The following is a 26,618-nucleotide window of genomic DNA, read 5'->3' on the forward strand; positions in this document are numbered from 1 at the left end:
TCAGCGCATTTCCCATACGCTTCAACGTGGCGTAGAGGGCTCCGCAGACATCTTCTGGTGGGCCGGGTCGGACATAAATTCGTTATCTTCCAGCGCGTTTTCGTCCTCTTCAGAACGATATTCATCATCCTGGGCGGTCGCCTGTTCAACTAAATCAGGATTAATCTCGCGCTTGACCTCTACGCCCAGTTCACGGAAGGACTCGGCCTGCACCAGCAGGTTGCCGCGCCCGGAGGCCAGCTTTTTCATCGCCTGGTGATAGTTATCCTGCGCTTTGTCGAGGCTCTGCCCGATAGCCGACATATCGTCGACGAACAGCCGCATTTTGTCGTACAGGCGCCCTGCACGCTCGGCGATTTTCTGTGCATTACGGCTCTGGTGTTCATAGCGCCATAGGTTGGCAATCGTGCGCAGCGCCACCAGCAGCGTGGTCGGGCTGACCAGCATGATGTTGTGCTTCAGCGCTTCGGTGATCAGTTCAGGTTGACGGTCTATCGCCAGCAGGAATGCCGGCTCGACGGGGATAAACATCAGGACATAGTCGAGCGAACGCAGGCCCGGCAGCTGTTGATAGTCTTTGCGCCCCAGCAAACGAATATGGTTACGCACCGAGGCGATATGCTCCTGCAGCGCCGCCTCGCGGGTGTAGTCATCTTCGGCGTTAAAATAGCGTTCATAGGCGACGAGGGTCATTTTGGCATCAATGACCACGTCTTTCCCCTGCGGCAGACGGACGATCACATCGGGCTGCATGCGTGAACGACCTTCCGTTTCGATGCTCACCTGGGTCTGGTACTCGTAACCCTCGCGCAGCCCGGATGCCTCCAGCACGCGGGTTAACACCACTTCTCCCCAGTTGCCCTGGGTTTTGTTATCCCCTTTGAGCGCCCGGGTCAGGTTCAGCGCTTCCTGAGCCATCTGGGCATTCAACTGCTGCAGGTTGCGAATTTCATGCGCCAGAGTATGCCGCTCGCGCGCCTCCTGACCAAAACTGTCCTGCACCTGGCGTCGGAAACCGTCCAGCTGTTCACGCAACGGCGTCAGCAGGCCGTGCAGGCTCTGCCGGTTCTGTTCATCCACGCGGCGGTTGCTGTGTTCAAAAATGCGGTTTGCCAGGTTTTCAAACTGCTCGCTCAGGCGCTGCTCGCTGTTGACCATCTGGCGAATTTTATCTTCCGCATGCATGCGGGTAGATTCAAGACGAGTGGTGACCTCACGGAGGTCGGCCTCCAGCGAGCTGTTGATTTCACGCAGGCTGCGCAGCTCGTTGTTCAGCAGCTCGCACTCGTCGCGCCAGTGGGCCTCCTGTACCAGCTGCTGGCGCGCGGCGCTGAGCTCGATGTCCAGCTCACGACGCTCTTCAATCAGATCGGCACGGATTTGGTCGGCTCTGGCTTTGGTCGCCAGCCATCCAGCAACCAGCCCGACGGCCAGCGCCACGATGGCACTTATCATAATCGAGATATCCACAACGCCCCCTGCGGCAACGGCTTACGGCACAAAAATAGAATTGTGCTGTACAAACGTCCAGTTGAAAAGGAATTTCCTGCGAGGCGCTGCGCAAAAAAGAAAGGCCGGAAGATCCGGCCTGGCATTAAGAGAGGGGGAACTACAGCAGGCGGCGTGCCGCTTCCACCACGATTTTTACCGCGTGGCTTTCTGTTTTCTTCATGGTTTCAGCATTCGGAATTTCCTGCTGGGTACGGTTCACGATAACCCCGGCCACCATCCCGGCACGCAGGCCCTGGCTGGCGCACATGGTCAGCAGCGTCGCCGATTCCATTTCGTAGTTCATCACGCCCATTGACTGCCACTCTTCCATCGAGCCTTTGAAACGGTTGACGACACGACCTGAGAAGGTGTCGTAACGCTCCTGGCCTGGGTAGAAGGTATCAGACGATGCTGTTACGCCAATATGCGTGGTCGCGCCGATCGATTTCGCCGCTTCAACCAGCGCAGTGGTGCACGCAAAGTCAGCCACTGCCGGATATTCCATTGGTGCAAAGTGCAGGCTCGCGCCGTCAAGGCGCACGGATGCGGTGGTCACCAGCACGTCGCCGACATTGATGTGCGGCTGGATTGCGCCGGTGGTGCCGATACGCAGGAAAGTACGAACCCCCAGTTGAGCCAGTTCTTCAACGGCGATGGAGGTGGACGGGCCACCGATACCGGTGGAGCACACGATAACCGGCTTGCCATCAAGCTCGGCACGCCAGGAGGTAAATTCGCGATGAGATGCCAGCTTGACCGGCTTATCCATCAGCGCGGCGATCTTTTCCACACGCTCCGGATCGCCAGGGACGATAGCCAGCGTAGCCCCTTGTAAATCGTTTTTGGTGAGGCCGAGATGAAAAACATCAGACTTAGACATAAAAAACTCCTCTGTGGGTCGAATTATCAGCAGAAGCAAAACGGTACTTTACAGAAGCTATCCGCATAATTTTGTGATGCCAATCACTACAGGTGAAAATCATTGCAATGATTTTCCATTAAAAAGTGATAAACATCACATTAACAAGTTATATTCACCGTGCCTGAACAAAAGATAGCCTGTTTGAGGCAGTGTGGTTCGTTAACGTCCGATCGATAACGTCTATACCCGCCATACTTCAAGCTGCATAGGTGTTGGCTGCGCCCCAGTCAGTTACCAGTGTAAGCTCCTGGGGATTTACGGCCTTGCCGCCTTTATGCAACTTGCCGTATTTAGGGTCTATAGTTATCGGTGCGCTAATAATTAAAGGGTACGGAGAATACCATGACCACAACCAAGCAACCTGGCTTTGCGCCTGCAGCCACGCCGCATGCTTCTACCGCTGTTCATACCTCGGAGGAGAGCATTATCACTGGCGAAACGTCGATCCCGACTCAGGGAGAGAATATGCCGGCGTACCACGCTCGCCCGAAAAACGCTGATGGCCTGCTGCCGGTCGTTATCGTGGTGCAGGAGATTTTCGGCGTTCATGAACATATCCGCGACATTTGCCGCCGTCTGGCACAGGAAGGATATCTGGCGATCGCACCAGAACTCTACTTCCGCCAGGGCGATCCTAATGATTACACCGACATCCCCACGCTGTTCCAGGAACTGGTCAGCAAAGTGCCGGATGCTCAGGTACTGGCAGACCTCGACCATGTTGCCAGTTGGGCCGCGCGTCACGAAGGCGATGCCCATCGGCTGCTGATCACCGGCTTCTGCTGGGGCGGTCGTATCACCTGGCTGTATGCCGCACACAATCCGCAGCTGAAAGCGGCGGTGGCCTGGTACGGGAAACTGGTGGGCCAGAAAACCCTGAACACGCCGAATTATCCGGTGGATATCGCGGTCGATCTCAACGCGCCGGTTCTGGGACTGTACGGCGGCAAAGATGCCAGCATTCCGCAGGATACGGTGGAAACCATGCGTCAGGCGCTACGTGCCGCCAACGCCAAAGCGGAGATCATCGTCTACCCGGAAGCCGATCACGCCTTTAATGCCGATTATCGCGCCAGCTACCATGAAGAATCAGCCAAAGACGGCTGGCAGCGCATGCTGGCGTGGTTTGCCCAGTACGGTGGCAAACGCGCTTAAGCCGTTACCGGTTGCCGATATGGTGGTGAATCATATCGGCAATCGTACCGTCATCGAGCCACCTTGCCAGGCAATCACGGATAAAAGCATAGTGCTGGAGCCGGGTACGCGGTACGCAAATCGCCTGCTGTATCTGACTGAAGCTATCGGGCAGGACGCGAAACTGCGGGTATTGCTGTGCCACGCCGCAGAGCGGCTGACGAATGCCGGCAACCATATCACCCTCACCGCCGATAAACGCGCGGATCGCCTCCTGGGACGTGGCATACTGCCGCATCGTCGCCTGCTTTAAGGTTCGAATCAGATACAGCTCATAGGCTGCCCCTTTGCCGACGTTAATCGTCACCCCAGGCTTGTCCATCTCTTGCACAGAGCGAATCTCATTGTCATCTCTGACCATCAGGGTGCTTTCAATGGTGATATAGGGCCGGGTGAAGCACAGCGCGTCTTCCCGGGCGGGGTCTATCGCCAGGAAGGCAATATCCCACTGGTCCTGCAGGGCGGCTTCCACCACCTTTCCGGCCGTCGGCCAGGTGATAAAGCGCGCTTCGCGACCGCACTCAGCGGCCAGCTTGTTGGCGAGCGCGACGGAGATCCCACCCGGTGTGTTATCGGGCAATAAGGTGGCGAGAACCGGGTTCCCGAGGTTAATGGCAAAACGTAAAGTGCGCGTTGAGTCGTCGTGCCCGGTCATCGTTCGCTCCCGGAAATGGTTGGCTTACAGGATTGGCGTATATCATGCCGCTAAGCGTAGCCCAGCCGGGGTGATTTCGCTGGCACAACGCCGCATTTTCCCACTACGCGATCGCTGATGGCGGGTAGCCATTTTCCTGCAGCTGCTGCCAGACGAGACCGTAAACTGGTGCTTCGGGCAAGCGCGGGTAAAATAAGAAAAATGCAAAAAAAAGAGGAGGCACGGGGCCTCCTCTGGGGATGAATAAGCTGAGGTTATTACGCCTGACGTAGGTTCTGCGCGGCTTTTACCATGTTAGCCAGCGCCGCGCGGGTTTCCGGCCAGCCGCGGGTTTTCAGGCCGCAGTCCGGGTTGACCCACAGACGTTCTGCCGGGATACGCTGCGCCGCTTTCTCCAGCAGCGCTTCGATCCACTCTACGCCAGGGACGTTCGGCGAGTGAATGTCATACACCCCCGGCCCGATTTCGTTCGGGTATTCGAACTCTTCAAACGACTCCAGCAGCTCCATATCGGAACGCGACGTCTCAATGGTGATCACATCGGCATCCAGGGCGGCGATGGAATCCATGATGTCGTTGAACTCGCAGTAACACATGTGGGTGTGGATCTGGGTATCATCCTGCGCCACCGCGGCGTTGATGCGGAACGCTTCGACGCCCCACTGCAGATACGCATCCCAGTCGCTGCGTTTGAGCGGCAGCCCTTCGCGCAGCGCCGGCTCATCAATCTGGATGATACCAATACCGGCAGCTTCCAGATCCGCGACTTCGTCACGCAGCGCCAGCGCAATCTGTTTAGCGATGGTTTCGCGGCTGACATCTTCACGCGGGAAGGACCAGCACAGAATGGTCACCGGACCGGTCAGCATGCCCTTCACCGGTTTGTCGGTCAGCGATTGTGCATACTTCGCCCACTCCACGGTAATGGCTTCCGGGCGGCTGACATCGCCGATCACCACCGGCGGCTTCACGCAGCGGGAACCGTAGCTCTGCACCCAGCCGTTCTGGGTGAAGATGAAGCCGTCCAGGTGCTCACCGAAGTACTCCACCATGTCATTGCGCTCGGCTTCGCCGTGCACCAGAACGTCCAGTCCCAGGCGCTCCTGCTCAACGATCGCTTGCTTAATATGTTCGGCAATTCCGGTGCGGTAGTTGCCAGCATCCAGATTACCTTTTTTGAAGTCCAGACGCAGGCCGCGGATCTCGGTCGTCTGCGGGAAAGAGCCAATGGTGGTGGTGGGCCACGCCGGCAGGTTGAAGCGGCTGCGCTGCGCCTCGGCACGTTCAGCGTACGGGCTGTTGCGTTGGCTGTCCTTAGCGGTAATGGCCGCCAGACGTTTTTCTACCGCCGCGTTATGAACCCGGGCCGAGTGGCGACGGGCCTGAATCGGCGCGCTCCACGCCTCCAGCGCGACCGTATCACCGCTGTTCAGGGCATCGCGCAGTAGGGATAGCTCCTCACATTTTTGCAGGGCGAAGGCAAACCAGCTTTTCACTTCCGCATCGAGGCGAGTTTCAACGCTCAGGTCGATCGGGCTGTGCAGCAGGGAGCAGGAAGAGGCAATCCACAGCGGGCGTTTGCCGACAATATCTTTGATCTGCGCATACTTCTCGGTCAGATCGGCGCGCCAGACGTTTCGACCGTTGATCAAGCCCGCAGAGAGCAGCCAGTCGGCAGGCAGGCGCTGGTGCAGCGCCGCTACCTCATCTTTGCCGTGCACCAGGTCAACGTGCAGGCCCTGGACCGCCAGGTCAGCAATCGTCCCAAGGTTCGCGGTAATGCCTTCAAAGTAGGTGGTCAGCAGCAGCTTAACCTGGCCTGAGAGCGCGTCATACGCTGGCTTGAACGCGTCCAGCCACGCCTGCGGCAGCTCCAGCACCAGCGCCGGCTCATCAATCTGTACCCACTCAATGCCGCGTTTTGCCAGTTCCGCCAGCACCTTCTGGTAAACCGGCAGAATGTCGTTCAGCAGGGTCAGGCGGTCAAACTGCTCGCCTTTCACTTTACCGAGCCACAGGTAGGTCACCGGGCCAAGCAATACTGGTTTCACCTTGTGACCGAGTGCCAGCGCTTCGTCGACCTCATCCAGTAGCTGCGTCCAGGTCAGCGCAAACTCCTGACCTTTGCTGAATTCCGGTACCATGTAGTGGTAGTTGGTGTTAAACCATTTGGTCATTTCCGCCGCTGCCGCCGGTTCACCGGTTGGTGCACGACCGCGGCCAATGCGGAACAGGGTATCGATATCGACGGAACCGTCTTTATTCTGATGACGAGCCGGCACGTTACCCAGCAGCAGGCTGGTGGTCAGAACATGGTCGTACCAGGCGAAATCCCCGACCGGCAGCAGGTCAATACCCGCCTGCTTCTGCTGATCCCAATGACGGGCGCGCAGCTCGCGCCCCACCGCCAGCAACGCTTCACGGGTCGAATTACCCGCCCAGTAGCTCTCTTGTGCTTTTTTCAGCTCGCGACGAAGGCCAACGCGAGGGAAACCGAGGGTATGATTAATAATTGTCATTTTTGTTCCTCTCTTATTTCATTGAATCTGAAGAAAAACGCTAAATAATTCGGTTTGCAGGAAGGCGGCAACGATACGCATCCCCAGGAGCTTACTGAAGTAAGTGACTGGGGTAAGCGAGGCAGCCAACGCATCTGCAAGTCGAAATATGACGAGTTTAGACGTCCAGATGTTTACACATCCATAATTGAAGGTTACTGTATCTTCCTCAAGCGCAACATTTTCATGCCGAAGTGAAGGACTTTCATGATCGAAATTAAACACCTGAAAACGCTACAGGCGTTGCGGAACAGCGGGTCGCTGGCAGGCGCTGCGGCGGCCCTGCATCAAACCCAGTCCGCCCTGTCCCACCAGTTCAGCGATCTGGAACAACGCCTTGGCTTCCGCCTGTTTGTGCGTAAAAGTCAGCCCCTGCGCTTCACGCCGCAGGGGGAAATCCTGCTGCAGCTGGCAAACCAGGTGCTGCCGCAAATCACCCGCGCGCTGCAGGATTGCCACGAGCCGCTGCAAACGCGCCTGCGCATCGCCATCGAGTGCCATAGCTGCATTCAGTGGCTCACCCCGGCGCTGGAGAATTTCCGCGCCCGCTGGCCGCAGGTCGAAGTGGATTTCCATTCTGGCGTCACCTTTGACCCGCAGCCGGCCCTCCAGCAAAGCGAGCTGGACCTGGTGATGACCTCAGATATCCTGCCGCGCAGCGGCCTGCACTATTCACCGATGTTTGATTATGAAGTGCGCCTGGTCCTCGCGCCGGAGCATCCGCTGGCAGCGAAAACCCGCATTTCGCCGGAGGATCTGGCGACAGAGCTGTTACTGATTTATCCGGTTCAGCGTGGTCGCCTGGATATCTGGCGCCATTTCCTGCAGCCGGCCGGGATCAGCCCGCAGCTGAAGAGCGTCGACAATACGTTGCTGTTAATTCAGATGGTTGCTGCACGCATGGGCATCGCCGCCCTGCCGCACTGGGTCGTAGAAAGTTTTGAGCGCCAGGGTCTGGTGGTCACCAAAACCCTGGGCGAAGGACTGTGGAGCCGACTGTACGCTGCGGTGCGCGACGGCGAGCAGCGTCAGCCGGTGACCGAAGCATTTATTCGCTCAGCGCGGAACCACGCTTGCGATCATTTGCCGTTTGTCCGGAGTGCGGAGCGACCCAACGGCGATGGACCCACAGTGAGGCCAGGATCACCAGAGCCCCAATAATAAAGCTCGGCCAGTGAGGCTGCTCCTGCCAGATGGCGAGGTTAACCAGCAGCCCGGCCGGCACATGCACGTTGTTCATGATGCCCAACGTGCCGGCATCCACCTGCGTCGCCCCGTAGTTCCACATAAAGTAGCCAAGTCCCGACGCCACCACGCCCAACCACACCAGAACGCTCCACTGTAGCGTCGTGGTCGGCAGCCGTTGCGGATTGCCGAGCATCAGCCAGGCCGCCACCGCCACCAGCAAGGCGCCCATATAGAACCAGGCAAAGGCGTTATGCTGCGGCATCGGACGCAGCTCCATCAGCCGCTTATAGCCCACCATGCCGATCGCAAAGCTGAGGTTCGACAGCTGAACCAGCAGCAGGCCGGTCCAGAAATGATCGCTCACTTTGTCATAGCGAATAATCGCCGCACCCAGCACCGCCAGCCCGGCGCTCAGCAGGTATCCCCAGCGCAGCTTACGCCCGCTGATCAGATCATAAATCAGGGTGATATAGAGCGGCGTGAAGACGGTAAACAGCAGAAATTCAGAGACCGTCAGGTATACATAAGCGCGGAAGGCCAGCAGATACATGATGCCCAGCTGCATCGCGCCGACTAGCATGTAGAGCACGATGGTCCGCGGCGATTGCCCACGGGTACGCAGAAACGGCAGGAACACCAGAGCCGCCAGCCCCACCCGCATCAGCACGGAGAAGTAGCTATCGACGCTACCCGCCAGGTATTCGCCTATCAGGCTAAAGGAAAAGGCCCACAGGATAGTGGTGATAATCAGTAGCGCCACAATGAATGTCTCTCAGGAAGAAGAGCACTCATTGTAGCGGAGAGTTCGGTTGACAACTGAACGATATATGAACAGTCGTCAATCTTTATCAGGCGAGGTAGAGATTGCGCAGGTAGTGCGGCACCGCGTCGTCGGCGTTGCTGCCGATCACTTCCAGCTCCGGATGCAGGTCTTTCAGCCGCTGGTGCGCGTTCAGCATGATGCAGCCTTTGCCAGCCATCGACAGCATTTCCGCATCGTTCATGCCATCGCCAAAGGCGATGCAGTCTTTCAGATGGTAGCCGAGCATTTTGGCAACCGCTTCCAGCGCATGTCCCTTCGACACGCCGCCGGCCATCACTTCCAGGCAGGTCAGGGTCGAGAAGCTGACGTTGACGCGATCGCCCCAGCGCGCGTTGATCGCCTGCTCCAGCGGCAGCAGGTGCTCGTGATCTTCGCAGGTGAAGAACACTTTGCTGATCCCCTGCGGATCGAGCTCGCCCGCTTCATACAGCTTGTAGTTGAAGACCGCCTCTTTGAAAAAGCGCATCTCTTCCGGACGATGGCGGTTCATATACCACTCATCTTCACGGTAGACGTTGGTCACCACTTTCGGGTCGTTACGCATCATCTCAAACAGATCGGCCGCGATATCGCGGTCAAGGTTATGCGCAAAGATCTGCTGCCCGTCGCTATCGTGCACGCGCGCGCCGTTGGAGGTGATCATGTAGGATTTAATACCGAGATTATCGCGAATCTGCCCAACATCGATGTAATGGCGACCGGTTGCGAAGACAAAATTGATACCGCGCGCGGTCAACAGCTGCAGCGTCTCTTTTGCGTAGGGGGTTAAGTAGTGATCGGGAGAAAGCAGCGTGCCATCTAAGTCAGATGCAACAACCTGGTACATAAAAATTTTAACCTCTAAGCAGGGCGACGAGCATTTCGCCGGATTAAGAGCCTGTCCTGGCAGACTCTAATTGTGTCGACTGAAAAAATCGACGATGGCATTCAGCGCGACTGAGCGCATGGCGTCCTTTTCAAAAAGGATCTCATGGTATGCCCCTTCTATGACAAGCGGCTTATTATCTTCGCAGGGATGACCTGCTGCGGCACGACGTTCGCAATAGCGCTCGTGCATGCGGTTATCGACAACCCGTTCTTCTTCGGCCTGCAATAACAATGTCGGGGTGGTGTCTTTCTCAACGCCCGCCAGCGCTTCTTCGCCGGCAAGCACCCCCTCACGTACCCAGTGGTAGGTTGGCCCGCCAACGCGCAGCTGCGGTTCATCGGCATAAAATCGCAGGTTACGCTGGTAGCGTTGACGGCTGTGTGTCAGCACGTTGAGCGAGAAGGGCAACGCCCGCCAGCGCCCGGTACCGAGCGCGTACTCTTCCCGAATGCGCTGATGGCCCTCAGCCCAGTCGAGAATATGCCGCACCATCCAGTCAGGGAAACGCATGACAATGCCAAACATCGGCGCGCACAGCGCAATCGCATCACAATGCGGCTGATGACGCTGCAAAAATAACGTGGCGATCGCGCCCCCCATCGAATGGCCGAGTATAAACCGTTTTCGCCAGTGACCGGGAGCGACTTCCTGCTGCCAGAGCGCAGCCAGATCGTCGACATAATCGCTAAAGCGCACCACGTGACCGCGATGGCTATCGTTGAGGATGCGTCCGGAGCGTCCCTGACCGCGATGATCGATAATCATCACATCAAAGCCGCTGTGGAACAGGTCATAAGCCAGTTCAGCGTATTTCACATAGCTTTCAATACGCCCCGGGCAAATCACCACCACCCGATCGTTATCTTTGGCGCAAAAGCGCACGAAGCGAACCGGGACATCATCTACGCCCCTGAATTCCGCCTCTTCCCGCTGACGCCAGAAATCGGTAAGTGGCCCCATCGTAAAAGCCGCAAACGCGTTTTCTCGCGTGTCCCAATCCTTTTGCTGCTTGAACATCGGGTTTACACCCCTGTTAACCACTGAAAATCGTTTTTTTATCGCGCATCAGACAATGCTTACACAATAGCGTATTGTGGCATAAAAACAGACAATCAGGGAGTTTCTCATGACGTTCGAGTGGTGGTTCGCCTATCTGCTGACATCTATCATTCTCAGCCTGTCGCCGGGATCCGGGGCGATTAATACCATGACGACCTCAATCAACCACGGCTACCGTGGCGCGGCCGCCTCTATTGCTGCTTTACAGGCCGGGCTGGCCATTCATATCGTACTCGTCGGGATTGGGCTGGGAACGCTGTTTTCCCGTTCTGTGCTGGCCTTCGAAGTGCTGAAATGGGCCGGGGCAGCCTATCTTATCTGGCTGGGTATTCAGCAGTGGCGGGCGGCGGGTTCCCTCAACCTCAACACCCTGGCGAAGGCCCAAACGCGTGGAAAACTGTTCCAGCGTGCGGTGTTCGTTAACCTCACCAATCCGAAGAGCATTGTCTTCCTGGCCGCGCTGTTCCCGCAGTTCATCACGCCGGATCAGCCCCAGCTCATGCAGTATCTGGTGCTGGGCGTCACGACCGTCGTGGTGGATATCATCGTCATGATTGGCTACGCGACGCTGGCGCAGCGGATTGCGGCATGGATTAAAGGTCCAAAGCAGATGAAGGCCTTGAACAAGGTGTTCGGATCGTTATTTATGCTGGTAGGGGCGTTGCTGGCTTCCGCACGCCATGCCTGAGAAGTAGGTCCCGGTTTACCTCAGGCGAACCGGGACATATCTGCTTAGCGTGAAATGATCAGATGAATACCAAAACCGGCAAACAGCGTACCGGCAATACCGTCGATCCATTTCGCCATTCGCTGATAACCGCGACGCATCGTCGGTAACGCAAACAGGCTGGCGACGACGGTGAACCAGGCCAGGGTTTCAAGGACGATCAGCAGGAAAATACCCCAGCGTTCACCCGCGCCAACATCATCCCCGACAAACAGCGAGAACACGGAACCGAAGTAAATGATCGCCTTCGGGTTGGCGAGGTTTGTCAGCAGCCCTTTCAAAAAGCTGCGCCCGCTGCGGGCCAGTTCAACCTGCGGTTCCGCCGCCGTGACGTCGCTTTTCTTCAGCGCGCCGCGCAGCATCTGATACCCCATCCAGCACAGATACAAGCCGCCGCCGACCATAATAATGGTGTGCAGCCAGGCCATTTTTTCGATAATCAGGTGCAGGCCAAGCAGCGCCACGCCCGCCCAAACCATGACGCCAACGGTAATGCCCAGCACGCCCATCATCGCCTCTTTACGAGAGCGGCTGACGGCGGTCTGCGAAACAAAGAAAAAATCCGGGCCAGGACTCATCAGCGCAATGATATGCACCAGCGCGACGGTCAGGAAAAGCATCAGCATGATTGAACCCTACTTAACAGGCTATTTTACTAGCAGGAATATAGTGAAGACCGAAACTATCCTGGCACTTTTTGGCCCGGCTGACTACTCATCTTCACCATCGACATGGGCGCGGATCAGCGCCATAAACTCTTTACCGAAGCGCTCCAGTTTCCGCGTGCCCACGCCGTTGACGCTCAGCATCTCACCGGCGGTGATCGGCGATTGCTCGGCCATTTCAATCAGCGTCGCGTCGTTAAATACGACGTACGGCGGGATATTCTCTTCGTCGGCAATGGCCTTGCGTAACTTGCGCAGCTTGGCAAACAGCTTGCGATCGTAGTTGCCGCCGAAGGTTTTTTGCATCGCCTTCGGTTTGAGCGCCACGATACGCGGCACGGCGAGCTGCAGCGGCACCTCGCCACGCAGTACCGGACGGGCGGCCTCGGTCAGCTGTAGCGCCGAATGCTGGGCGATATTTTGCGTCACCAGGCCGAGATGAATCAGTTGGCGAATCACGCTCACCCAGTGTTCGTGGCTCTGATCGCGACCAATGCCGTACACCGGCAGCTTGTCATGGGCCATCTCGCGAATGCGCTGATTATTGGCCCCGCGCAGCACCTCAACCACATAGCCCATCCCGAAGCGCTGATTCACGCGGTAAATGGTCGACAGCGCCTTACGCGCGTCCATTAAGCCGTCGTACTGTTTCGGCGGGTCGAGGCAGATATCGCAGTTACCGCACGCCTCCTGACGCCCCTCGCCAAAATAGTTCAGCAGCACCAGACGGCGGCAGGTTTGCGCTTCGGCAAACGCGCCCATCGCGTTGAGCTTATGGCGTTCGATGTCCTGCAGCGGCCCGGCGGGTTTCTCCTCCAGACAGCGGCGTAACCACGCCATATCGGCCGGATCGTAAAACAGCATCGCTTCTGCCGGCAGGCCATCACGCCCGGCGCGCCCGGTCTCCTGGTAATAGGATTCAATATTGCGGGGAATGTCGAAGTGCACCACAAAGCGGACGTTGGGTTTGTTGATCCCCATGCCGAAGGCAACGGTCGCGACCACGATTTGCAGATCGTCGCGCTGAAATTTTTCCTGCACGTCCGCCCGGATGTCGTTTTCCAGCCCGGCATGGTAGGCAGCCGCGCTTATACCCCGGCTTTGCAGACGGGCGGCGGTGTCCTCCACTTTCGAACGGCTGTTGCAGTAGATGATGCCCGATTTGCCACGCTGGTCCTGCACGTAGCGCATCAGCTGATCGAGAGGTTTAAACTTCTCCATCAGCATATAACGGATGTTGGGACGATCGAAGCTGCTGACCTGAATCAGCGGGTCGTTCAGCCCCAGCAGGCGCACAATATCGCGGCGAGTGGTGTCATCGGCGGTCGCCGTCAACGCCATAAACGGGATCTGCGGCATGCGCTGCCGCAGCTGGCCCAGCGCGGCATACTCCGGACGGAAGTCATGTCCCCATTGGGAAATACAGTGGGCTTCATCCACCGCCAGCATCGCCAGGTTCCAGTGGCTGAGATGCTCGAGGAAATTATCCAGCATCAATCGCTCAGGGGCGATATACAGCAGGCGGATCTGGCCGTTGCGACAGCCCGCCATCACTTCCTGCTGTTGTTCGCGGCTCTGCGTCGAGTTAAGACAGGCGGCGGCCACGCCGTTAGCCAGCAGCTGGTCGACCTGATCTTTCATCAGCGAGATCAGCGGCGACACTACAACGGTCAGGCCACCCAGTACCAGTGCCGGAACCTGATAGCACAGCGATTTACCGCCGCCGGTGGGCATGACGACCAGGCAGTCACGCCCGCCCAACGCCGTGTCGATAATGGTTTCCTGACCAGGGCGAAACTGCTGGTAGCCGAAGGTTTCCTGTAAAACCTGCTTTGCCAGCACTGTTTGATTCAATACTTCCGCCTGCGCCACGTTGACCCCACCTGCCTGAAAAGAAAACAGGCGCTATTTTCAGCGCCCGTGAGCCAGAGTGCAACGATTAAAACAGATCGTTGAGCGTTACACCGACGCCAACACGCGTCTGGTTAAAATTATAGTCAATCAGCGATTCACCATAACCACTGTAGACCTGGGTGTAGAAACGCACGTGGCGGGTGATCGGATAGCTCACGCCCAGTTCGGCGCCACCGTAACCGGTGTTCCAGTTATATTGCCCCTGGGCACTCAGAATCGCCTCACCGAGCTGATAGCCGACCTTCAGGCGGTAATAGCCCATATATTTGGTGATATCCGGGTTATCGCTGGTACTGCCGACGACGTACCAGGGCTTCACTTCCACCAGCCAGTTGCCGTTTTGCGCCATCAGGCGAGCATACAGGCGGTTCCAGCTGCGGGAGGTGGGGTCAGAGCGGCCGTTCGAGTCGTGGTTGTAACCCATTTCGATATCGCGCAACGTCCAGCCTGCCAGCTGGTAATCCGTCGCAAAGCCCAGGAACAGCTGCGGTTCATAGTTGGTTTCACGAAACGGTGCCGATTCCTTACTGTTAGAGAGCTCCCACCAGGATTTCTGGGTATAGGATGCCCCCAGCAGCGAGTTCTCGCCGAGGATCCCGCGCCACAGCGGGAAGGCCAGGCTGAGCTGGAATTTCACTTCATCTTTGCGGGCGTTCTCCGCCCAGTCATAGCTGGAGATCGCTTCCTTGTTGATATCGCTGCTCCACGTATAGAGCAGATAGTTGCTCTCATAGGGATACAATATGAAAGGGTTGTCGTGGTCCTGTAACAGGTTAGCGATAATGCTACCGCGTACCGCTGGTGTATCGTGAACGGGACGACTAACCGGCGCGTCCTGCGCCAAAACGCCTGCCGGAAGCGCACCAAGCGCCAGCAGCCAGGCCAAAGAGATACGCATTGCTGTTCTCCTGAATGAATGATTTTTATTTCTGTTTTACCCCGGACTCATTCTACCTGTTTATAACCGCCCTGCCCGGTTATCCGTTCTGAAAGTGGTAATCACCGTTTTAGAAGCATAAAATCAACATTTCATTAACGAACGGATATCATCGTCATGTCTGAACTTACTGCCGAAGCCGCCCTTAAGCTGGTAGGCGAAATTTTTGTCGACCACATGCCTTTCAACCGCGCCTTAGGCCTGAAGTTAGAGCGTTACGAAAAAGAGTTTGCTCAACTGAGCTTTAAAAATCAGCCAATGATGGTGGGCAACTGGGCGCAAAGCATTCTGCACGGCGGAGTCATCGCCTCGGCGCTGGACGTCGCCGCCGGGCTGGTCTGTGTCGGCAGCACCCTGACCCGACACGACACGATCAACGAAGAAGAGTTGCGCCAGCGCCTGTCGCGCATGGGCACCATCGACCTGCGCGTGGACTATCTGCGTCCCGGACGCGGCGAGCACTTTACCGCCACCAGCAGCCTGCTGCGTGCCGGCAACAAAGTCGCGGTGGCCCGGGTAGAACTGCACAATGAAGAGCAGGTTTATATCGCCAGCGCCACGGCAACGTATATGGTGGGTTGAGCGCGCTAAATAAAGTAACATCGTTGTTTTGGCGTAACGGATTCTACTGATGGATGCAAAACAAACGCGGCTGGGGATTATTCTGGCTCTTGCCGCCTATTTTATCTGGGGCATCGCACCAGCCTATTTCAAACTTATCTACTATGTTCCCGCCGATGAAATCCTGACCCATCGCGTGATCTGGTCGTTCTTTTTCATGCTGGCGTTGATCAGCCTCAGCCACCAGTGGCCGCAGGTGAAGAAACTGCTGCATACGCCGCGGAAGGTGTTTCTGCTGGCGGTATCGGCGGTGCTAATTGGCGGCAACTGGCTGCTTTTCATCTGGGCGGTGAATAACCACCATATGCTGGAGGCTAGCCTTGGCTACTTTATTAACCCGCTGGTGAATATTGTGCTGGGGATGATCTTCCTCGGCGAGCGCTTCCGCCGGATGCAGTGGCTGGCGGTACTGTTGGCGCTTTGCGGCGTGCTGGTACAGCTGTGGACCTTTGGTTCGCTGCCGATTATCGGCCTGGGGCTGGCCTTTAGCTTCGCCTTTTACGGGCTGCTGCGTAAAAAGATCGCCGTTGATGCGCAAACCGGCATGCTGGTTGAAACCCTGTGGCTGCTACCGGTGGCGGCGCTGTATCTGTTCGCCATCGCCGACAGCCCGACCAGCCATATGGGGCAAAACCCGTGGTCGCTGAACCTGCTGCTGATGGCGGCCGGGGTTGTCACCACCATTCCGCTGCTGTGCTTTACCGGCGCTGCCACCCGCCTGCGACTCTCTACGCTGGGGTTCTTCCAGTATATTGGCCCGACGCTGATGTTCCTGCTGGCGGTGGTGTTTTACGGGGAAGTGCCGGGGGCCGATAAGATGGTGACCTTCGCCTTTATCTGGATTGCGCTGGCGGTCTTTATCGTTGATGCGCTGTATACCCAGCGCCGGCTGCGTAAGGGATAACCCCGCTCGAAACCGTATAAAGCCCGGGCAGCGGCGCTGCCGCTATCCGGGCATCTGCCAATCTACAGCCAGTTTTTACGCTTAAAGTAGAGATACGGTGCCAGACCGGCGAGCATCATAAAGACAATCGCGCCCGGGTAACCAAAGCTCCAGTGCAGCTCCGGCATAAACTCGAAGTTCATCCCGTAGCTGGAAGCCACCAGCGTTGGCGGCAGGAAGACTACCGAGACCACCGAGAAGATCTTGATGATGCGGTTCTGCTCGATGTTGATAAAGCCCATCGCCGCCTGCATCAGGAAGTTGACCTTCTGGAACAGCGATTCATTGTGCGGCAGCAGGGATTCGATATCGCGCAGGATCTCACGTGCCTGCTCCAGCTGCCCCGCCGGCAAACGGGCCTTACGCACCAGGAAGTTCAGTGCTCGCTGGGTATCCATCAGACACAGGCGCACCTTCCAGCCGATATCCTCTTGTTCCGCCAGCGTTGACAGCGCGTCATCGTACTCGTCGCCCTGACGGCCTTCCATAATCACGCGGCTGAGTTTTTCCAGGTCGCTATAGATGTTTTCGATTTCATCCGCCAGCTGTTCAATTTTGGTTTCGAACAGATCCAGCAGCAGCTCATAGGCGTTGCCATCAACCATTAGCTGGTTGCGCACGCGCATGCGATAGAGACGAAACGCGGGCAGTTCGCGCTCGCGCAGGGTGAACAGGCGCCCTTCACGAATCGTAAACGCCACGGTGGAGTTACCGGCGTGGTCTTCGGCATCTTCAAAAAAGAAGAATGAGTGAATGTGCAAACCGTCTTCGTCTTCGAAGAAACGCGCCGATGCTTCGATGTCTTCCAGTTCCGGACGGGTTGCCAGGTTCTGACCCAGTTCCGTCTGTACGCGGCTTCGTTCATCGTCGTCTGGCTCCACCAGATCGACCCACACCGAACTGGCGAGATGTTTTATTTCATCCGCTTCCAGGCGTGTTAAACGATTATTTTCCAGTTGAAATGCGCTCAGCATGACCGGGACTCCCAATGCAAAAAAATTATCGGACAGTTCGGTGGGCACACAGAAACAATTTGGGTTTCAGACCATTAAGCCTGACTCAGAGCGACGGGAATGACGGGTCGCCGACAACCGCTAAGGCTATCAGCATAAGAGGATAGCCTTAGGAGTTGTTCCTGACGGACAGGAAGTTGAGCCAGCATCTACTGGGTGTGTCCAAGGCGAATGTCCTCTTAGCGTAATCGTGCGCGCATGTTACGCCAGCGCAAAAACGGCGTCAACACGCAACGGAACGCTAAAGAGCAAATCCTGCCCTTTAGCATATAAGGCTAGCAGATAATTATAAAAAAACGATATTTTTCTTAATGTTACACTGTTTCCAGCCGCGCATAAGCCGCCACCAGCCATTTGATACCTTGCCCCTGGAACGCCACTTGCAGGCGACTGTGTTCGCCGCTTCCTTCCAGATTCACGATAGTACCTTCGCCGAACTTAGGATGGCGAACCCGCTGGCCCAGCTTGTAGCCGGTATCGTTTTCCGCCATCGGCGTTCCCATCCGCTGATGGCTGACCGGACGGCTCACCGTCGCCCGCAGACGCACCTCTTCCACGCAGTCTTCCGGCAGCTCACCGATAAAGCGCGACGGACGGTGGTAGACCTCTTTGCCGTACAGCCGACGGGTTTCCGCGTAGGTCAGGGTCAGTTTCTGCATCGCCCGCGTCACGCCAACGTAGGCCAGGCGACGTTCTTCTTCCAGACGGTCGCCTTCATCCAGCGCCATCTGGCTCGGGAACATCCCCTCTTCCACGCCGACGATAAACACCTGCGGGAACTCCAGACCTTTCGCCGAGTGCAGGGTCATCAGCTGTACCGCGTCCTGCCAGGTATCCGCCTGCCCTTCGCCCGCTTCCAGCGCGGCGTGGGAGAGAAACGCCTGCAGCGGCATTAAATCTTCATCTTCGTCGTTGTAGCTGAACTGGCGCGTTGCCGTCACCAGTTCCTCTAAGTTTTCAATACGGGTCTGGCCCTTCTCGCCTTTCTCCTGCTCGTACATGATCCGCAGGCCGGAATCCTTAATGACCCGGTCGGTCTGTACATGCAGCGGCATATCCACGGTTTCCTGCGCCAGGGCGTCTATCAGCTCCATAAAACGCTGTAACGCGCTAGCGGCACGACCGGCCAGGGCTTTATCTTTCAGCAGTTCACGACACGCCTGCCACAGTGTGAGCTGACGATCGCGCGAGGTCTGACGCACCACGTCGAGCGTGCGATCCCCGATGCCGCGCGTCGGAGTGTTGACCACGCGCTCAAAGGCCGCGTCGTCGTTGCGGTTGGCAATCAGGCGCAGATACGACAGCGCATCTTTAATTTCCTGGCGTTCGAAGAAGCGCATACCGCCGTAGATCCGGTACGGCATGCTGGCCTGTAACAGCGCCTCTTCCAGCAAACGCGACTGGGCGTTGCTGCGATACAAAATCGCGCACTGCTCCAGCGCCCCACCGTTCTCCTGCCAGGTCTTAATACGGTTTACCACAAAGCGCGCTTCATCAAGATCGTTGAAGGCGCAATAGAGCGAGATCGGTTCGCCGTCGGCGCCATCGGTCCACAGCTTTTTGCCCAGACGCCCGCTGTTGTTTTCAATCAGGGCGTTCGCCGCGCTCAGGATGTTGCTGGTTGAACGGTAGTTCTGCTCCAGGCGGATGGTTTCTGCACCGGGGAAGTCGTTAAGGAAGCGCTGGATGTTCTCTACCTGGGCGCCGCGCCAGCCGTAGATCGACTGGTCGTCATCGCCGACAATCATTACCTTGCCGCTGTCGCCCGCCAGCAGGCGAATCCAGGCGTACTGAATGTTGTTGGTATCCTGAAACTCATCGACGAGGATATTGGTGAAGCGCTCACGGTAGTGCTGGAGAATATGCGGCTTGTTGAGCCACAGCTCGTGCGCGCGCAGCAGCAGCTCGGCAAAATCCACCAGACCAGCGCGATCGCAGGCTTCCTGATAGGCCTGATAGACCTTCTGCCAGGTTTGCTCAACCGGGTTACCGTAGCTTTGAATATGGTGCGGGCGTAGCCCTTCGTCTTTCTGGCTGTTGATGTACCACATTGCCTGACGCGGCGGCCACTGCTTCTCGTCGAGGTTCATGGCTTTAATCAGGCGTTTCAGCAGACGCAGCTGATCTTCGCTATCGAGGATCTGAAAATCCTGCGGCAGGTTAGCATCCAGATGGTGAGCCCGCAGCAGTCGGTGGGCCAGTCCGTGAAATGTGCCGACCCACATGCCGCCCTGGCTGGTTCCCATCAGTTGGCTGATACGATGACGCATCTCTGCTGCCGCTTTGTTGGTAAAGGTCACCGCCATAATCGAATAGGGCGAGCAGTTTTCCACGCTCAGCAGCCAGGCGATACGATGCACCAGGACACGAGTCTTACCGCTGCCCGCACCAGCCAGAACCAGCATATTGGTACGCGAAGCAGCAACGGCTTCGCGCTGTTTGTCATTAAGGCTGTCGAGCAGGTAAGAAACGTCCATTGGCACCGCCGGAAAAGAGCTGCCCGGTCACGCAAGGTCTACCGGGCATACTGTTAATATATACAGAACTAGTGGTGATTATATCAGCGAGGTCAGAGATGCCAACTGCGAAATTTCAATGTGCGGCAGCAGACGGCTGTCGCTGGCGCGCATCAGGTCGGCCCCCTGCGGTTTGATCCAGCAGGCCTGCATACCGCAGCGGATCGCCCCGGCGACGTCGGTCGTCAGGTCATCCCCCACGTGCAGTATCTGACCGAGCGGCAGTTCGAGGCGCTCGGCCGCCAGATGATACATATCGGCAAAGGGTTTCGAGCGTCCGTCCGGACCGGCACGTAATACAAAACGGAAATAGTCATTCAGCCCAAAGCGTTCCGGCTGCGCGTTCCCGTTCGTCACCGCCACCAGCGGCCATTTTTTTGCCAGGGCGGCCAGCGTATCGTGGGTTTCCTGCGGGACATCGATCAGGCTGCGCCAGTGGGCAAAATTGGCCATCGCCGCCTCTGCACCTTCGGCAGCCTGCCCGGCGGACAGCCCGGCATTCGTCATTCCCAGCACCAGCGCGCGGCGGCGCCATTCGGTCACGTCGTGGTAAATCTCCGGCTCCGTCTCCAGCAACGTTTCGCGTAGCTGGTGCAGCTCGTGAACGTCGAAGTGGCTCAGCGCCGGATGGTATTGCCGCACGAAGGCCAGCGACTCATGCAGCGTGCGGTCGATGACCGGGCGGTTGTCGTAAAGGGTATCGTCCAGGTCAAACGTCAAAGCAGAAATCTGGCCCAGAGGTCGGTAAAAGCGCATTATTTCCCCCGTTTGGCGCGCGGATGCGCCGCATCATACACCGAGGCAAGGTGTTGAAAATCAAGATGGGTATAGATTTGAGTGGTGGACAGATTGGCGTGACCCAGCAGCTCCTGCACGCCACGCAGATCGCCGCTCGATTCGAGCATATGTGTCGCAAACGAGTGGCGTAGTTTATGTGGATTCACGTGGCTGTTCAGCCCCTGCTTGATGCCCCATTCGGCAAAACGCTTCTGCACGTTTCGCGCGGAAATCCGTTTCCCCAATTTGGATAAAAACAGCGCGTCGTCATCGGTGCCAAACAGCCCGCGGAGATCGAGCCAGTGCTCAATCCACGCCACCGCGCTGCGGCCAATCGGCAGGCGACGCTCTTTGCTGCCTTTCCCCATCACCCACACCTCGCCGGATTCCAGATCGAGGTGTTTGATATCGAGATTGACCAGCTCGGAGAGACGCAGGCCCGCACCGTACATCACTTCCAGCATCGCCCGGTCACGCACCGCCAGCGGATCGTTGAGGTCGATATCCAGCAGTCGGTTCACGTCATCGACGTCGATATTTTTCGGCAAGTGACGCGGGATTTTCGGGGCGGAGATGCCTTTCGCCGGGTTCGCCGTCAGCTCGCCCTGCGCCACCAGCCAGTCAAAGAAGCTGCGCAACGCGGAAAGCCGCAGCGCAAGGCTGGCGGGCCCCAGACCCTGCTTGCGGCTGCGCACCGCCAGGCCACGAACCTGAGCGGCATCGCACTGCTGCCAGCTTTTCAGTCCTGCCGGTTCAGCCAACGCCATCAGCGCCTCGAGCTGACGCCGGTAGTTCAGCAGCGTAATCGGGCTGAGCTGACGCTCCACGCCCAGATAACGCAGAAAACGTTCAACGGCGGTGAATAACGGGGAGTCGGTCATGCGCGTTCAACCCAGCGCTCCAACAGTCCCGGCAGCATTAACGCGATCTCCTGCAGCAGCTGCGTCCCCTGCCCGGGCTGATAATGCTGAGCGTCACGGCTGCTGAACAGCATCACGCCAGGCGCGTCATCGCCGCCGAGCAGCGACATCGCGACCGACCCGATGGCTTTCGCTTCAGGCAGCACCACCAGCAGTTCCGGCCCGTGTAGCGGCCCGAGATAGTGGCGTGCCTGGCCAAGACGCTGGATGCGAATGGGCTCAAACGCCTGCCGGCTCAGCGCCAGATGAGTGAATTTCGATGGCGCACCGAGCCGCCAGCTGTCAGGAAACAGACGCACCGTCGCCCCCGCCAGCCCGATCTCACGGGCCCAGCGGTGAAAGCGGTTCAGCATCTCATCGAGGCTTTCCGCCGACGCCAGCCGCGTCTGCAGATGCAGCAGGCGCTGGAACAGGCTTTCATTCGCCGTCGCCTGCTCCATCAGCAGCATCATGTTTTCTTCCAGCACGTTGATATGGTTACGTGCCCGCACCATATGCCATTCCACCAGCGAAATGGTGCCACGCACCGGATGCGGTACGCGCATGTGCTCCACGAGGGCGGCATTGCGAATAAAGAATTCAGGATGTTGCAACAGATAGTCCACCACCGCGCGATCGTCCAGCGCGCCAGTGATTTCCTGCTGTTCTTCCCCGACTTGTTTCATAAGTGAATAAATCCGTCGTAGACATGTGCCGCCGGGCCAGTCATAAGCAACGGTTGGCCCGGGCCTTTCCAGGCGATATCAAGACGCCCGCCTGGCAATTCCACGCGTACTTCTTCGGCCAGCAATCCTTGTTGGATGCCCACCGCGACCGCCGCACAGGCGCCGCTGCCGCAGGCCTGGGTTTCACCCGCGCCGCGTTCATATACCCGCAGACGAATGAGATTGCGCTCGACGACCTGCATAAAGCCGATGTTCGCGCGTTCCGGGAAGCGTTCGTGGCTTTCCATCACCGGGCCCAGCGTTTCTACCGCCGCGGTTTCCACATCATCGACCTGGATAACACAGTGCGGATTGCCCATCGAGACGACGCCGCACAATACTGTCTGTTCCGCCGCGCGCATGATATAGGTCTTTTCCGCTTTGTTGGCGCGGAAAGGCACCTGAGAGGGCTCGAAGTTCGGCTCGCCCATATTCACCCGCACCAGATCGTCTTCCGTTACGCTTAATACCATACGACCGTTCGCCGTGCTCACGCGGATGTCACGTTTATTGGTCAGGCCTTTCAGGCGCACGAAGCGAGCAAAGCAGCGCGCACCGTTACCGCACTGTGAGACTTCACTGCCGTCGGCGTTGAAGATGCGATAGTGGAAATCCAGATCAGGATCGTAAGGCGGTTCAACCACCAGCAGCTGATCGAAACCAACGCCCAGATGACGATCCGCCAGGCGGCGAATCAGCTCCGGTGAGAAAAAAACATTCTGCGTTACCGCGTCAACGACCATAAAGTCGTTGCCAAGGCCATGCATTTTAGAGAACTGCATCATCTACTCCAGTTGCGCGGAACAGAACGTTATCGTTAATAGTTTATCTGGGTCGGGCCGCCGCTATCACCGCGATCGTTACGATCTGGCGTCGAGCTCTGGATCCCGCTATCGACCGGTTTGGTCGGCGGTGCAGCCGTCTTTTCTGCCGGAGGGAAGTACAACGGTCCCTTCAGACCACAGCCGGTCAGGCTAAAGACCGCCAATAAAACGGCAAGCGCTGGAAAAACGTTTTTCATTGATAGTTGCCCGTGATTCACTCTTTCTGCTTTCTATCATCGCAGGAGAAGACGTAAAAGCAAGCGTTTAGCATCCGACTGCGCGCGCTTTTGTTTCGCGCTATACTGCCGGCATCTTCAAAAAAGCAGGGTAGAACGATGAACGACAGTGAATTCCATCGACTGGCTGACAGCCTGTGGATGACCATCGAAGAGCGTCTGGACGACCGCGACGGCGATAGCGATATCGACTGTGAAATTAACGGCGGCGTACTGACCCTCAGTTTTGAAAACGGCAGCAAAATCATTATCAACCGTCAGGAGCCGCTGCATCAGGTGTGGCTGGCCACAAAACAGGGCGGCTATCATTTTGATTTAAAAGGTGATGAGTGGGTTTGCGATCGCAGCGGGGAAACCTTCTGGGATCTGCTGGAACAGGCGGCCACGCAGCAGGCAGGCGAAGAGGTCAGCTTCCGCTAAGGATATGCCCGGATAGCAGCGCGTCGCGCGTTATCCGGGTTACTGGTACTCAGGGGACGCTCTCAGGAATAGTGCTGCTGCAGCATCGGCGAGACGGTCGTATCCTGGCTCACCGGCGTCGCGGTGGTGCCGATCGCCTGGCTACGGAAAGGAATCACCTGCGGTCGGCCGTCTACGTCAACAATCTGATAGAACTGCGGCAGGTTGAAGTTGATAAAGCTGGAGCCGTAGGTAAAGCGGTCATGGGATGACGAGTAGAAACGGCTCACGTCACGCACCAGCTCCTCTTTACTGCCTTCACAGTGGTGATACACCTCAGCGCGGTTGCTCTCGTCGAGAATATAGATGTTAAACCCGCTGTCGTTATCAGCATCTTCAAAGAAGAACTGAATAATCCCTTCACTGGCAAACCCGTCCACCACCTGCGGCAGCTTAACGTGGTTGGTTTCCACCTGAACCGACAGGCCATGCAGTTTGTTATGCGAGATAGCGCCGTAGAATTCGATCGCGTTTTCCAGCTTCTGCACCGAAACGTTCAGCCGTTCAAAGAACAGGCCCCAGGTCTGTCCGGACACCCGCAGCGCCTTAAAGCGGCCGGTATCCTGACGGGTACTCGAAAGACGCAGTTCAATACACTCGGAAACCATCTGCTGCACGCGGGTACGGATTAAGCCGCGCAGATGCTGGCTGTAGCAGAAGACTTCAACGCTGTCCGGCGGCGCTGCATCCTGGTGCATCTTGCCCAGAATGGTTTTAAGCGCTTCGATCATCGCCTGCTCGCCGTTAAAGTGCAGGGTTCGCACTTCGTTCCACGAGTTACGATACAGCAGGTCGACGCTGCCAATTAAACACTTCTGCTCTTCACCGAAGCTAAAGACATCCAGCTTACGGAAGTCAAAATGCACTACCTGATTGCGGAACGCCGCGGTCGGGTCATATTCGAGGTTAACGATAATGGCCAGGTGGCGAATTTCGCACGGGCTGTACAGCGCTTTTGGCGTTGGCGACGGCAGGCGCAGCGGGAAGTGGTGCGACACATCGGCCACCATCTCCTGCAGTTTCGCCAGATCAACGATACCGTTGCCCTTAATAAACAGGCGAGTACGTGACGTCAGCAGGCCATTAAACCAGGCCCATGCCACCAGCTTATTAAGATAACGGTTATATTCCAGCGGCTGATGGCTGATGATCGATTCCATATCCGGCGCGCGGTTATAGACGTACCAGCCGGTGCGGTTGGCACGGCCAGGCGGCACGTGGATAAAGGTCAGATTCGGCTCGGAGAGATCCGGTGAAATTTGCGGGTTCACCAGGGTCACTTTCCCCGGCAGCGCTTCAAACGCGGCATACAGCTTACGGGTCAGCACGCCGATATCCTGTGGGCTGGCGGAAACGCTCAGGTTATTGCGCCGCGCAAAGCGGATCAGGTTGCGATAGCTTTGCATCATCGCATCCAGCAGTTCGTTGTGCGCTTTGCGGACTTCGTCGATCTTCCAGTTCGCCCGGTTGTCCAGCATCATCAGACGCTTTTCATCCCAGCCCCACTCTTTGACCAGATGGCTGACGACTTCACGACGCCAGCCCACGCAGGCGCGCTCGCGGCTGAGTTTTTCGCAGACTTTCAGGTAGAAGCAACGGCGTACCAGATCGAGACGAGTGTCATCTTCGATCGCCTGCAGATAGGCGGTAACACGCTCCAGCATCATGCAGTAAGGGTCGAGACCAAAAGAAACGATCTCACCATCATGCAGGCGCTGTTTAATGTCTTTCGCCAGCAGACGGTTGTTCGGGTACTCCCAGGAGTACGCTTCCAGCAGCAGGGTTTTCAGCACGGCCTTATATGGCGAATCGATGCTTTTATACAGCTGCCACAGGCTGGCGCCGAAGTACTCTTCCGCCGACAGCGAGCTCAGGCCGCCGAGATCCAGCCACTCGTTTGGCGTCAGTACGCCCTGGGCATACAGGCTCATGACGTAATCGTCGTAGTGATCTTCTTCTTCGCACGGCACCATATTCCACAGAATACGTTTCCCGGCGAGGCGCACCGCGGTGCGGTAGAACTCATCTAGCAGCAAAATATGCTGCGTGGAGCCGCAGTCTTCGCCGCCCAGGCTGCCGCTTTCATTGTGGCGGAAGCGGTTTTCGTCAATCAGGAAGAAGCTGACTTCAACGCCCAGCGATGCCGCCCAGCTTTCAAGCAGGCTGCATTTACGTTGTAACAGCTGGCGTTCTTCGGTATCGAGCCATGCCTGATGGCACACCCAGATATCGAGGTCGGAGGAACAGCTTTGCCCTACAGAGGAGGTACTGCCCATCGAGTACAGGCCGGTAATCGGCAGCTCGCCTTTCGGCGGCTCCTGCGTTAGCAGGCCCCGGTGGAGTTCCAGCTCATCAAGGTAGTGGCGTTGGGTTTCATCAGGCGTGTAGAGGCAAATGCCACGGGGAACGTTACCGTCAAGGTAACCCGGCATCAACGGGTGATGATAATGTAATAATGTCGGCAGTAGACTGTAAACCTGCTGGAAAGCGGGTCCCATGGCAGCAAGCGCGCGATCTACGCGCAGTTGGTTGATGGCATCCAGTCTCTGTTTCAGTGTCTCAATATAGAGGTACAAGACATATCGCCTGATGTTCAAAAAACCG

General features: G+C 57.3%; 25 protein-coding genes. 6 read left to right on the forward strand and 19 right to left on the reverse strand.

Going from position 1 to position 26,618, the window contains the following annotated elements:
- Positions 1 to 21 precede the first annotated feature (21 nt).
- Both rmuC and udp read right to left on the reverse strand, forming a co-directional pair.
- Positions 22 to 1,470 (reverse strand): DNA recombination protein RmuC, encoded by a 1,449-nt coding sequence (gene rmuC, locus ACMYSN_RS13825; protein WP_462495219.1) that lies wholly within the window; start codon positions 1,468 to 1,470, stop codon positions 22 to 24.
- A gap of 139 nt (positions 1,471 to 1,609) precedes the next feature.
- Positions 1,610 to 2,371: a uridine phosphorylase gene (gene udp, locus ACMYSN_RS13830; protein ID WP_123758088.1), complete on the reverse strand. Its 762-nt coding sequence runs from the start codon at positions 2,369 to 2,371 to the stop codon at positions 1,610 to 1,612.
- A gap of 384 nt (positions 2,372 to 2,755) precedes the next feature.
- On the opposite strand from udp, the gene ACMYSN_RS13835 reads away from it, so the two are divergent.
- The gene (locus tag ACMYSN_RS13835) at positions 2,756 to 3,568 is read left to right on the forward strand and encodes a dienelactone hydrolase family protein (RefSeq protein WP_462495220.1); all 813 of its coding nucleotides are present in this window, start codon (positions 2,756 to 2,758) and stop codon (positions 3,566 to 3,568) included.
- Between the two features lie 4 nt (positions 3,569 to 3,572).
- Here ACMYSN_RS13835 and ACMYSN_RS13840 read toward each other — a convergent pair whose 3' ends face one another.
- Positions 3,573 to 4,262 carry a type 2 periplasmic-binding domain-containing protein gene (locus ACMYSN_RS13840; protein WP_462495221.1) on the reverse strand — a complete coding sequence of 230 codons (690 nt, stop codon included), beginning with the start codon at positions 4,260 to 4,262 and terminating at the stop codon, positions 3,573 to 3,575.
- Positions 4,263 to 4,519: 257 nt separating this feature from the next.
- Positions 4,520 to 6,781, reverse strand: a complete 2,262-nt coding sequence (metE, locus tag ACMYSN_RS13845; RefSeq protein WP_462495222.1) for a 5-methyltetrahydropteroyltriglutamate--homocysteine S-methyltransferase — start codon at positions 6,779 to 6,781, stop codon at positions 4,520 to 4,522.
- Positions 6,782 to 7,027: 246 nt separating this feature from the next.
- On the opposite strand from metE, the gene metR reads away from it, so the two are divergent.
- Positions 7,028 to 7,981, forward strand: a complete 954-nt coding sequence (gene metR, locus ACMYSN_RS13850) for an HTH-type transcriptional regulator MetR (protein WP_123758097.1) — start codon at positions 7,028 to 7,030, stop codon at positions 7,979 to 7,981.
- On the opposite strand, the gene ACMYSN_RS13855 is transcribed toward metR, so the two are convergent.
- The 3 genes from ACMYSN_RS13855 to pldB form a co-directional block, all read right to left on the reverse strand.
- Entirely contained in the window at positions 7,869 to 8,768 is a 900-nt protein-coding gene (locus ACMYSN_RS13855) for a carboxylate/amino acid/amine transporter (RefSeq protein WP_123758098.1), read from the reverse strand. The genes metR and ACMYSN_RS13855 overlap by 113 nt on opposite strands.
- An 88-nt stretch (positions 8,769 to 8,856) precedes the next feature.
- Positions 8,857 to 9,657, reverse strand: coding sequence for a sugar/pyridoxal phosphate phosphatase YigL (gene yigL / locus ACMYSN_RS13860; protein WP_174510366.1), 801 nt, complete (start codon positions 9,655 to 9,657; stop codon positions 8,857 to 8,859).
- 66 nt (positions 9,658 to 9,723) lie between these two features.
- Positions 9,724 to 10,716: a lysophospholipase L2 gene (gene pldB, locus ACMYSN_RS13865; protein WP_462495223.1), complete on the reverse strand. Its 993-nt coding sequence runs from the start codon at positions 10,714 to 10,716 to the stop codon at positions 9,724 to 9,726.
- A gap of 109 nt (positions 10,717 to 10,825) precedes the next feature.
- On the opposite strand from pldB, the gene rhtB reads away from it, so the two are divergent.
- Positions 10,826 to 11,446, forward strand: a complete 621-nt coding sequence (rhtB, locus tag ACMYSN_RS13870; protein ID WP_462495224.1) for a homoserine/homoserine lactone efflux protein — start codon at positions 10,826 to 10,828, stop codon at positions 11,444 to 11,446.
- Positions 11,447 to 11,490: 44 nt separating this feature from the next.
- Here rhtB and rhtC read toward each other — a convergent pair whose 3' ends face one another.
- From rhtC to pldA, 3 genes are all read right to left on the reverse strand, one after another.
- Positions 11,491 to 12,111 carry a threonine export protein RhtC gene (gene rhtC, locus ACMYSN_RS13875; protein WP_123758102.1) on the reverse strand — a complete coding sequence of 207 codons (621 nt, stop codon included), beginning with the start codon at positions 12,109 to 12,111 and terminating at the stop codon, positions 11,491 to 11,493.
- A gap of 84 nt (positions 12,112 to 12,195) precedes the next feature.
- A complete protein-coding gene (recQ, locus tag ACMYSN_RS13880; protein WP_462495225.1) occupies positions 12,196 to 14,022 on the reverse strand; it encodes an ATP-dependent DNA helicase RecQ in 1,827 nt (608 codons plus the stop codon).
- A gap of 67 nt (positions 14,023 to 14,089) precedes the next feature.
- Entirely contained in the window at positions 14,090 to 14,962 is an 873-nt protein-coding gene (pldA, locus tag ACMYSN_RS13885) for a phospholipase A (RefSeq protein WP_462495226.1), read from the reverse strand.
- 156 nt (positions 14,963 to 15,118) lie between these two features.
- Between pldA and yigI the strand changes: the two genes are divergently transcribed.
- Both yigI and rarD read left to right on the forward strand, forming a co-directional pair.
- Positions 15,119 to 15,583, forward strand: a complete 465-nt coding sequence (gene yigI / locus ACMYSN_RS13890) for an acyl-CoA thioesterase YigI (protein WP_154145220.1) — start codon at positions 15,119 to 15,121, stop codon at positions 15,581 to 15,583.
- A gap of 49 nt (positions 15,584 to 15,632) precedes the next feature.
- On the forward strand, positions 15,633 to 16,526 hold the full coding sequence (gene rarD / locus ACMYSN_RS13895) for an EamA family transporter RarD (protein WP_462495227.1): 894 nt from the start codon (positions 15,633 to 15,635) through the stop codon (positions 16,524 to 16,526).
- A 62-nt stretch (positions 16,527 to 16,588) separates the two neighbouring features.
- On the opposite strand, the gene corA is transcribed toward rarD, so the two are convergent.
- The 8 genes from corA to lptM form a co-directional block, all read right to left on the reverse strand.
- On the reverse strand, positions 16,589 to 17,539 hold the full coding sequence (gene corA, locus ACMYSN_RS13900) for a magnesium/cobalt transporter CorA (protein WP_123758105.1): 951 nt from the start codon (positions 17,537 to 17,539) through the stop codon (positions 16,589 to 16,591).
- A 148-nt stretch (positions 17,540 to 17,687) separates the two neighbouring features.
- The gene (ysgD, locus tag ACMYSN_RS13905) at positions 17,688 to 17,744 is read right to left on the reverse strand and encodes a YsgD/CorL family protein (protein WP_350028775.1); all 57 of its coding nucleotides are present in this window, start codon (positions 17,742 to 17,744) and stop codon (positions 17,688 to 17,690) included.
- Positions 17,745 to 17,892: 148 nt separating this feature from the next.
- Positions 17,893 to 20,055 carry a DNA helicase II gene (gene uvrD / locus ACMYSN_RS13910; protein ID WP_123758106.1) on the reverse strand — a complete coding sequence of 721 codons (2,163 nt, stop codon included), beginning with the start codon at positions 20,053 to 20,055 and terminating at the stop codon, positions 17,893 to 17,895.
- Positions 20,056 to 20,133: 78 nt separating this feature from the next.
- On the reverse strand, positions 20,134 to 20,850 hold the full coding sequence (gene yigB, locus ACMYSN_RS13915) for a 5-amino-6-(5-phospho-D-ribitylamino)uracil phosphatase YigB (RefSeq protein WP_123758107.1): 717 nt from the start codon (positions 20,848 to 20,850) through the stop codon (positions 20,134 to 20,136).
- Complete coding sequence (gene xerC, locus ACMYSN_RS13920; RefSeq protein WP_154145217.1) at positions 20,850 to 21,752, reverse strand: tyrosine recombinase XerC; 903 nt, start codon at positions 21,750 to 21,752, stop codon at positions 20,850 to 20,852. The genes yigB and xerC overlap by 1 nt, the downstream gene beginning before the upstream one ends.
- Positions 21,749 to 22,456 (reverse strand): DUF484 domain-containing protein, encoded by a 708-nt coding sequence (locus ACMYSN_RS13925; RefSeq protein ID WP_123758109.1) that lies wholly within the window; start codon positions 22,454 to 22,456, stop codon positions 21,749 to 21,751. Before ACMYSN_RS13925 ends, xerC begins: the two co-directional genes overlap by 4 nt.
- Positions 22,453 to 23,277: a diaminopimelate epimerase gene (dapF, locus tag ACMYSN_RS13930; RefSeq protein ID WP_462498258.1), complete on the reverse strand. Its 825-nt coding sequence runs from the start codon at positions 23,275 to 23,277 to the stop codon at positions 22,453 to 22,455. The genes ACMYSN_RS13925 and dapF overlap by 4 nt, the downstream gene beginning before the upstream one ends.
- Positions 23,278 to 23,312: 35 nt before the next feature.
- Positions 23,313 to 23,516 (reverse strand): LPS translocon maturation chaperone LptM, encoded by a 204-nt coding sequence (lptM, locus tag ACMYSN_RS13935; RefSeq protein WP_174510362.1) that lies wholly within the window; start codon positions 23,514 to 23,516, stop codon positions 23,313 to 23,315.
- A 138-nt stretch (positions 23,517 to 23,654) separates the two neighbouring features.
- Here lptM and cyaY point away from each other — a divergent pair, with 138 nt between their 5' ends.
- Positions 23,655 to 23,975: an iron donor protein CyaY gene (gene cyaY / locus ACMYSN_RS13940; RefSeq protein ID WP_123758112.1), complete on the forward strand. Its 321-nt coding sequence runs from the start codon at positions 23,655 to 23,657 to the stop codon at positions 23,973 to 23,975.
- Between the two features lie 62 nt (positions 23,976 to 24,037).
- On the opposite strand, the gene cyaA is transcribed toward cyaY, so the two are convergent.
- Positions 24,038 to 26,590 carry a class I adenylate cyclase gene (gene cyaA / locus ACMYSN_RS13945; protein WP_123758113.1) on the reverse strand — a complete coding sequence of 851 codons (2,553 nt, stop codon included), beginning with the start codon at positions 26,588 to 26,590 and terminating at the stop codon, positions 24,038 to 24,040.
- Positions 26,591 to 26,618 lie beyond the last annotated feature (28 nt).

This window comes from Klebsiella sp. R445 (assembly GCF_051131755.1).
GTDB lineage: Bacteria > Pseudomonadota > Gammaproteobacteria > Enterobacterales > Enterobacteriaceae > Klebsiella > Klebsiella lignicola.

Excerpts from the sequence above, each read along its gene's own strand:
- udp (WP_123758088.1), bottom strand. The coding sequence starts at position 2,371 with ATGTCTAAGTCTGATGTTTTTCATCTCGGCCTCACCAAAAACGATTTA.
- ACMYSN_RS13835 (WP_462495220.1), top strand. The coding sequence starts at position 2,756 with ATGACCACAACCAAGCAACCTGGCTTTGCGCCTGCAGCCACGCCGCAT.
- ACMYSN_RS13840 (WP_462495221.1), bottom strand. The coding sequence starts at position 4,262 with ATGACCGGGCACGACGACTCAACGCGCACTTTACGTTTTGCCATTAAC.
- metE (WP_462495222.1), bottom strand. The coding sequence starts at position 6,781 with ATGACAATTATTAATCATACCCTCGGTTTCCCTCGCGTTGGCCTTCGT.
- metR (WP_123758097.1), top strand. The coding sequence starts at position 7,028 with ATGATCGAAATTAAACACCTGAAAACGCTACAGGCGTTGCGGAACAGC.
- yigL (WP_174510366.1), bottom strand. The coding sequence starts at position 9,657 with ATGTACCAGGTTGTTGCATCTGACTTAGATGGCACGCTGCTTTCTCCC.
- pldB (WP_462495223.1), bottom strand. The coding sequence starts at position 10,716 with ATGTTCAAGCAGCAAAAGGATTGGGACACGCGAGAAAACGCGTTTGCG.
- rhtB (WP_462495224.1), top strand. The coding sequence starts at position 10,826 with ATGACGTTCGAGTGGTGGTTCGCCTATCTGCTGACATCTATCATTCTC.
- rhtC (WP_123758102.1), bottom strand. The coding sequence starts at position 12,111 with ATGCTGATGCTTTTCCTGACCGTCGCGCTGGTGCATATCATTGCGCTG.
- pldA (WP_462495226.1), bottom strand. The coding sequence starts at position 14,962 with ATGCGTATCTCTTTGGCCTGGCTGCTGGCGCTTGGTGCGCTTCCGGCA.
- yigI (WP_154145220.1), top strand. The coding sequence starts at position 15,119 with ATGTCTGAACTTACTGCCGAAGCCGCCCTTAAGCTGGTAGGCGAAATT.
- rarD (WP_462495227.1), top strand. The coding sequence starts at position 15,633 with ATGGATGCAAAACAAACGCGGCTGGGGATTATTCTGGCTCTTGCCGCC.
- corA (WP_123758105.1), bottom strand. The coding sequence starts at position 17,539 with ATGCTGAGCGCATTTCAACTGGAAAATAATCGTTTAACACGCCTGGAA.
- uvrD (WP_123758106.1), bottom strand. The coding sequence starts at position 20,055 with ATGGACGTTTCTTACCTGCTCGACAGCCTTAATGACAAACAGCGCGAA.
- yigB (WP_123758107.1), bottom strand. The coding sequence starts at position 20,850 with ATGCGCTTTTACCGACCTCTGGGCCAGATTTCTGCTTTGACGTTTGAC.
- xerC (WP_154145217.1), bottom strand. The coding sequence starts at position 21,752 with ATGACCGACTCCCCGTTATTCACCGCCGTTGAACGTTTTCTGCGTTAT.
- ACMYSN_RS13925 (WP_123758109.1), bottom strand. The coding sequence starts at position 22,456 with ATGAAACAAGTCGGGGAAGAACAGCAGGAAATCACTGGCGCGCTGGAC.
- dapF (WP_462498258.1), bottom strand. The coding sequence starts at position 23,277 with ATGCAGTTCTCTAAAATGCATGGCCTTGGCAACGACTTTATGGTCGTT.
- lptM (WP_174510362.1), bottom strand. The coding sequence starts at position 23,516 with ATGAAAAACGTTTTTCCAGCGCTTGCCGTTTTATTGGCGGTCTTTAGC.
- cyaY (WP_123758112.1), top strand. The coding sequence starts at position 23,655 with ATGAACGACAGTGAATTCCATCGACTGGCTGACAGCCTGTGGATGACC.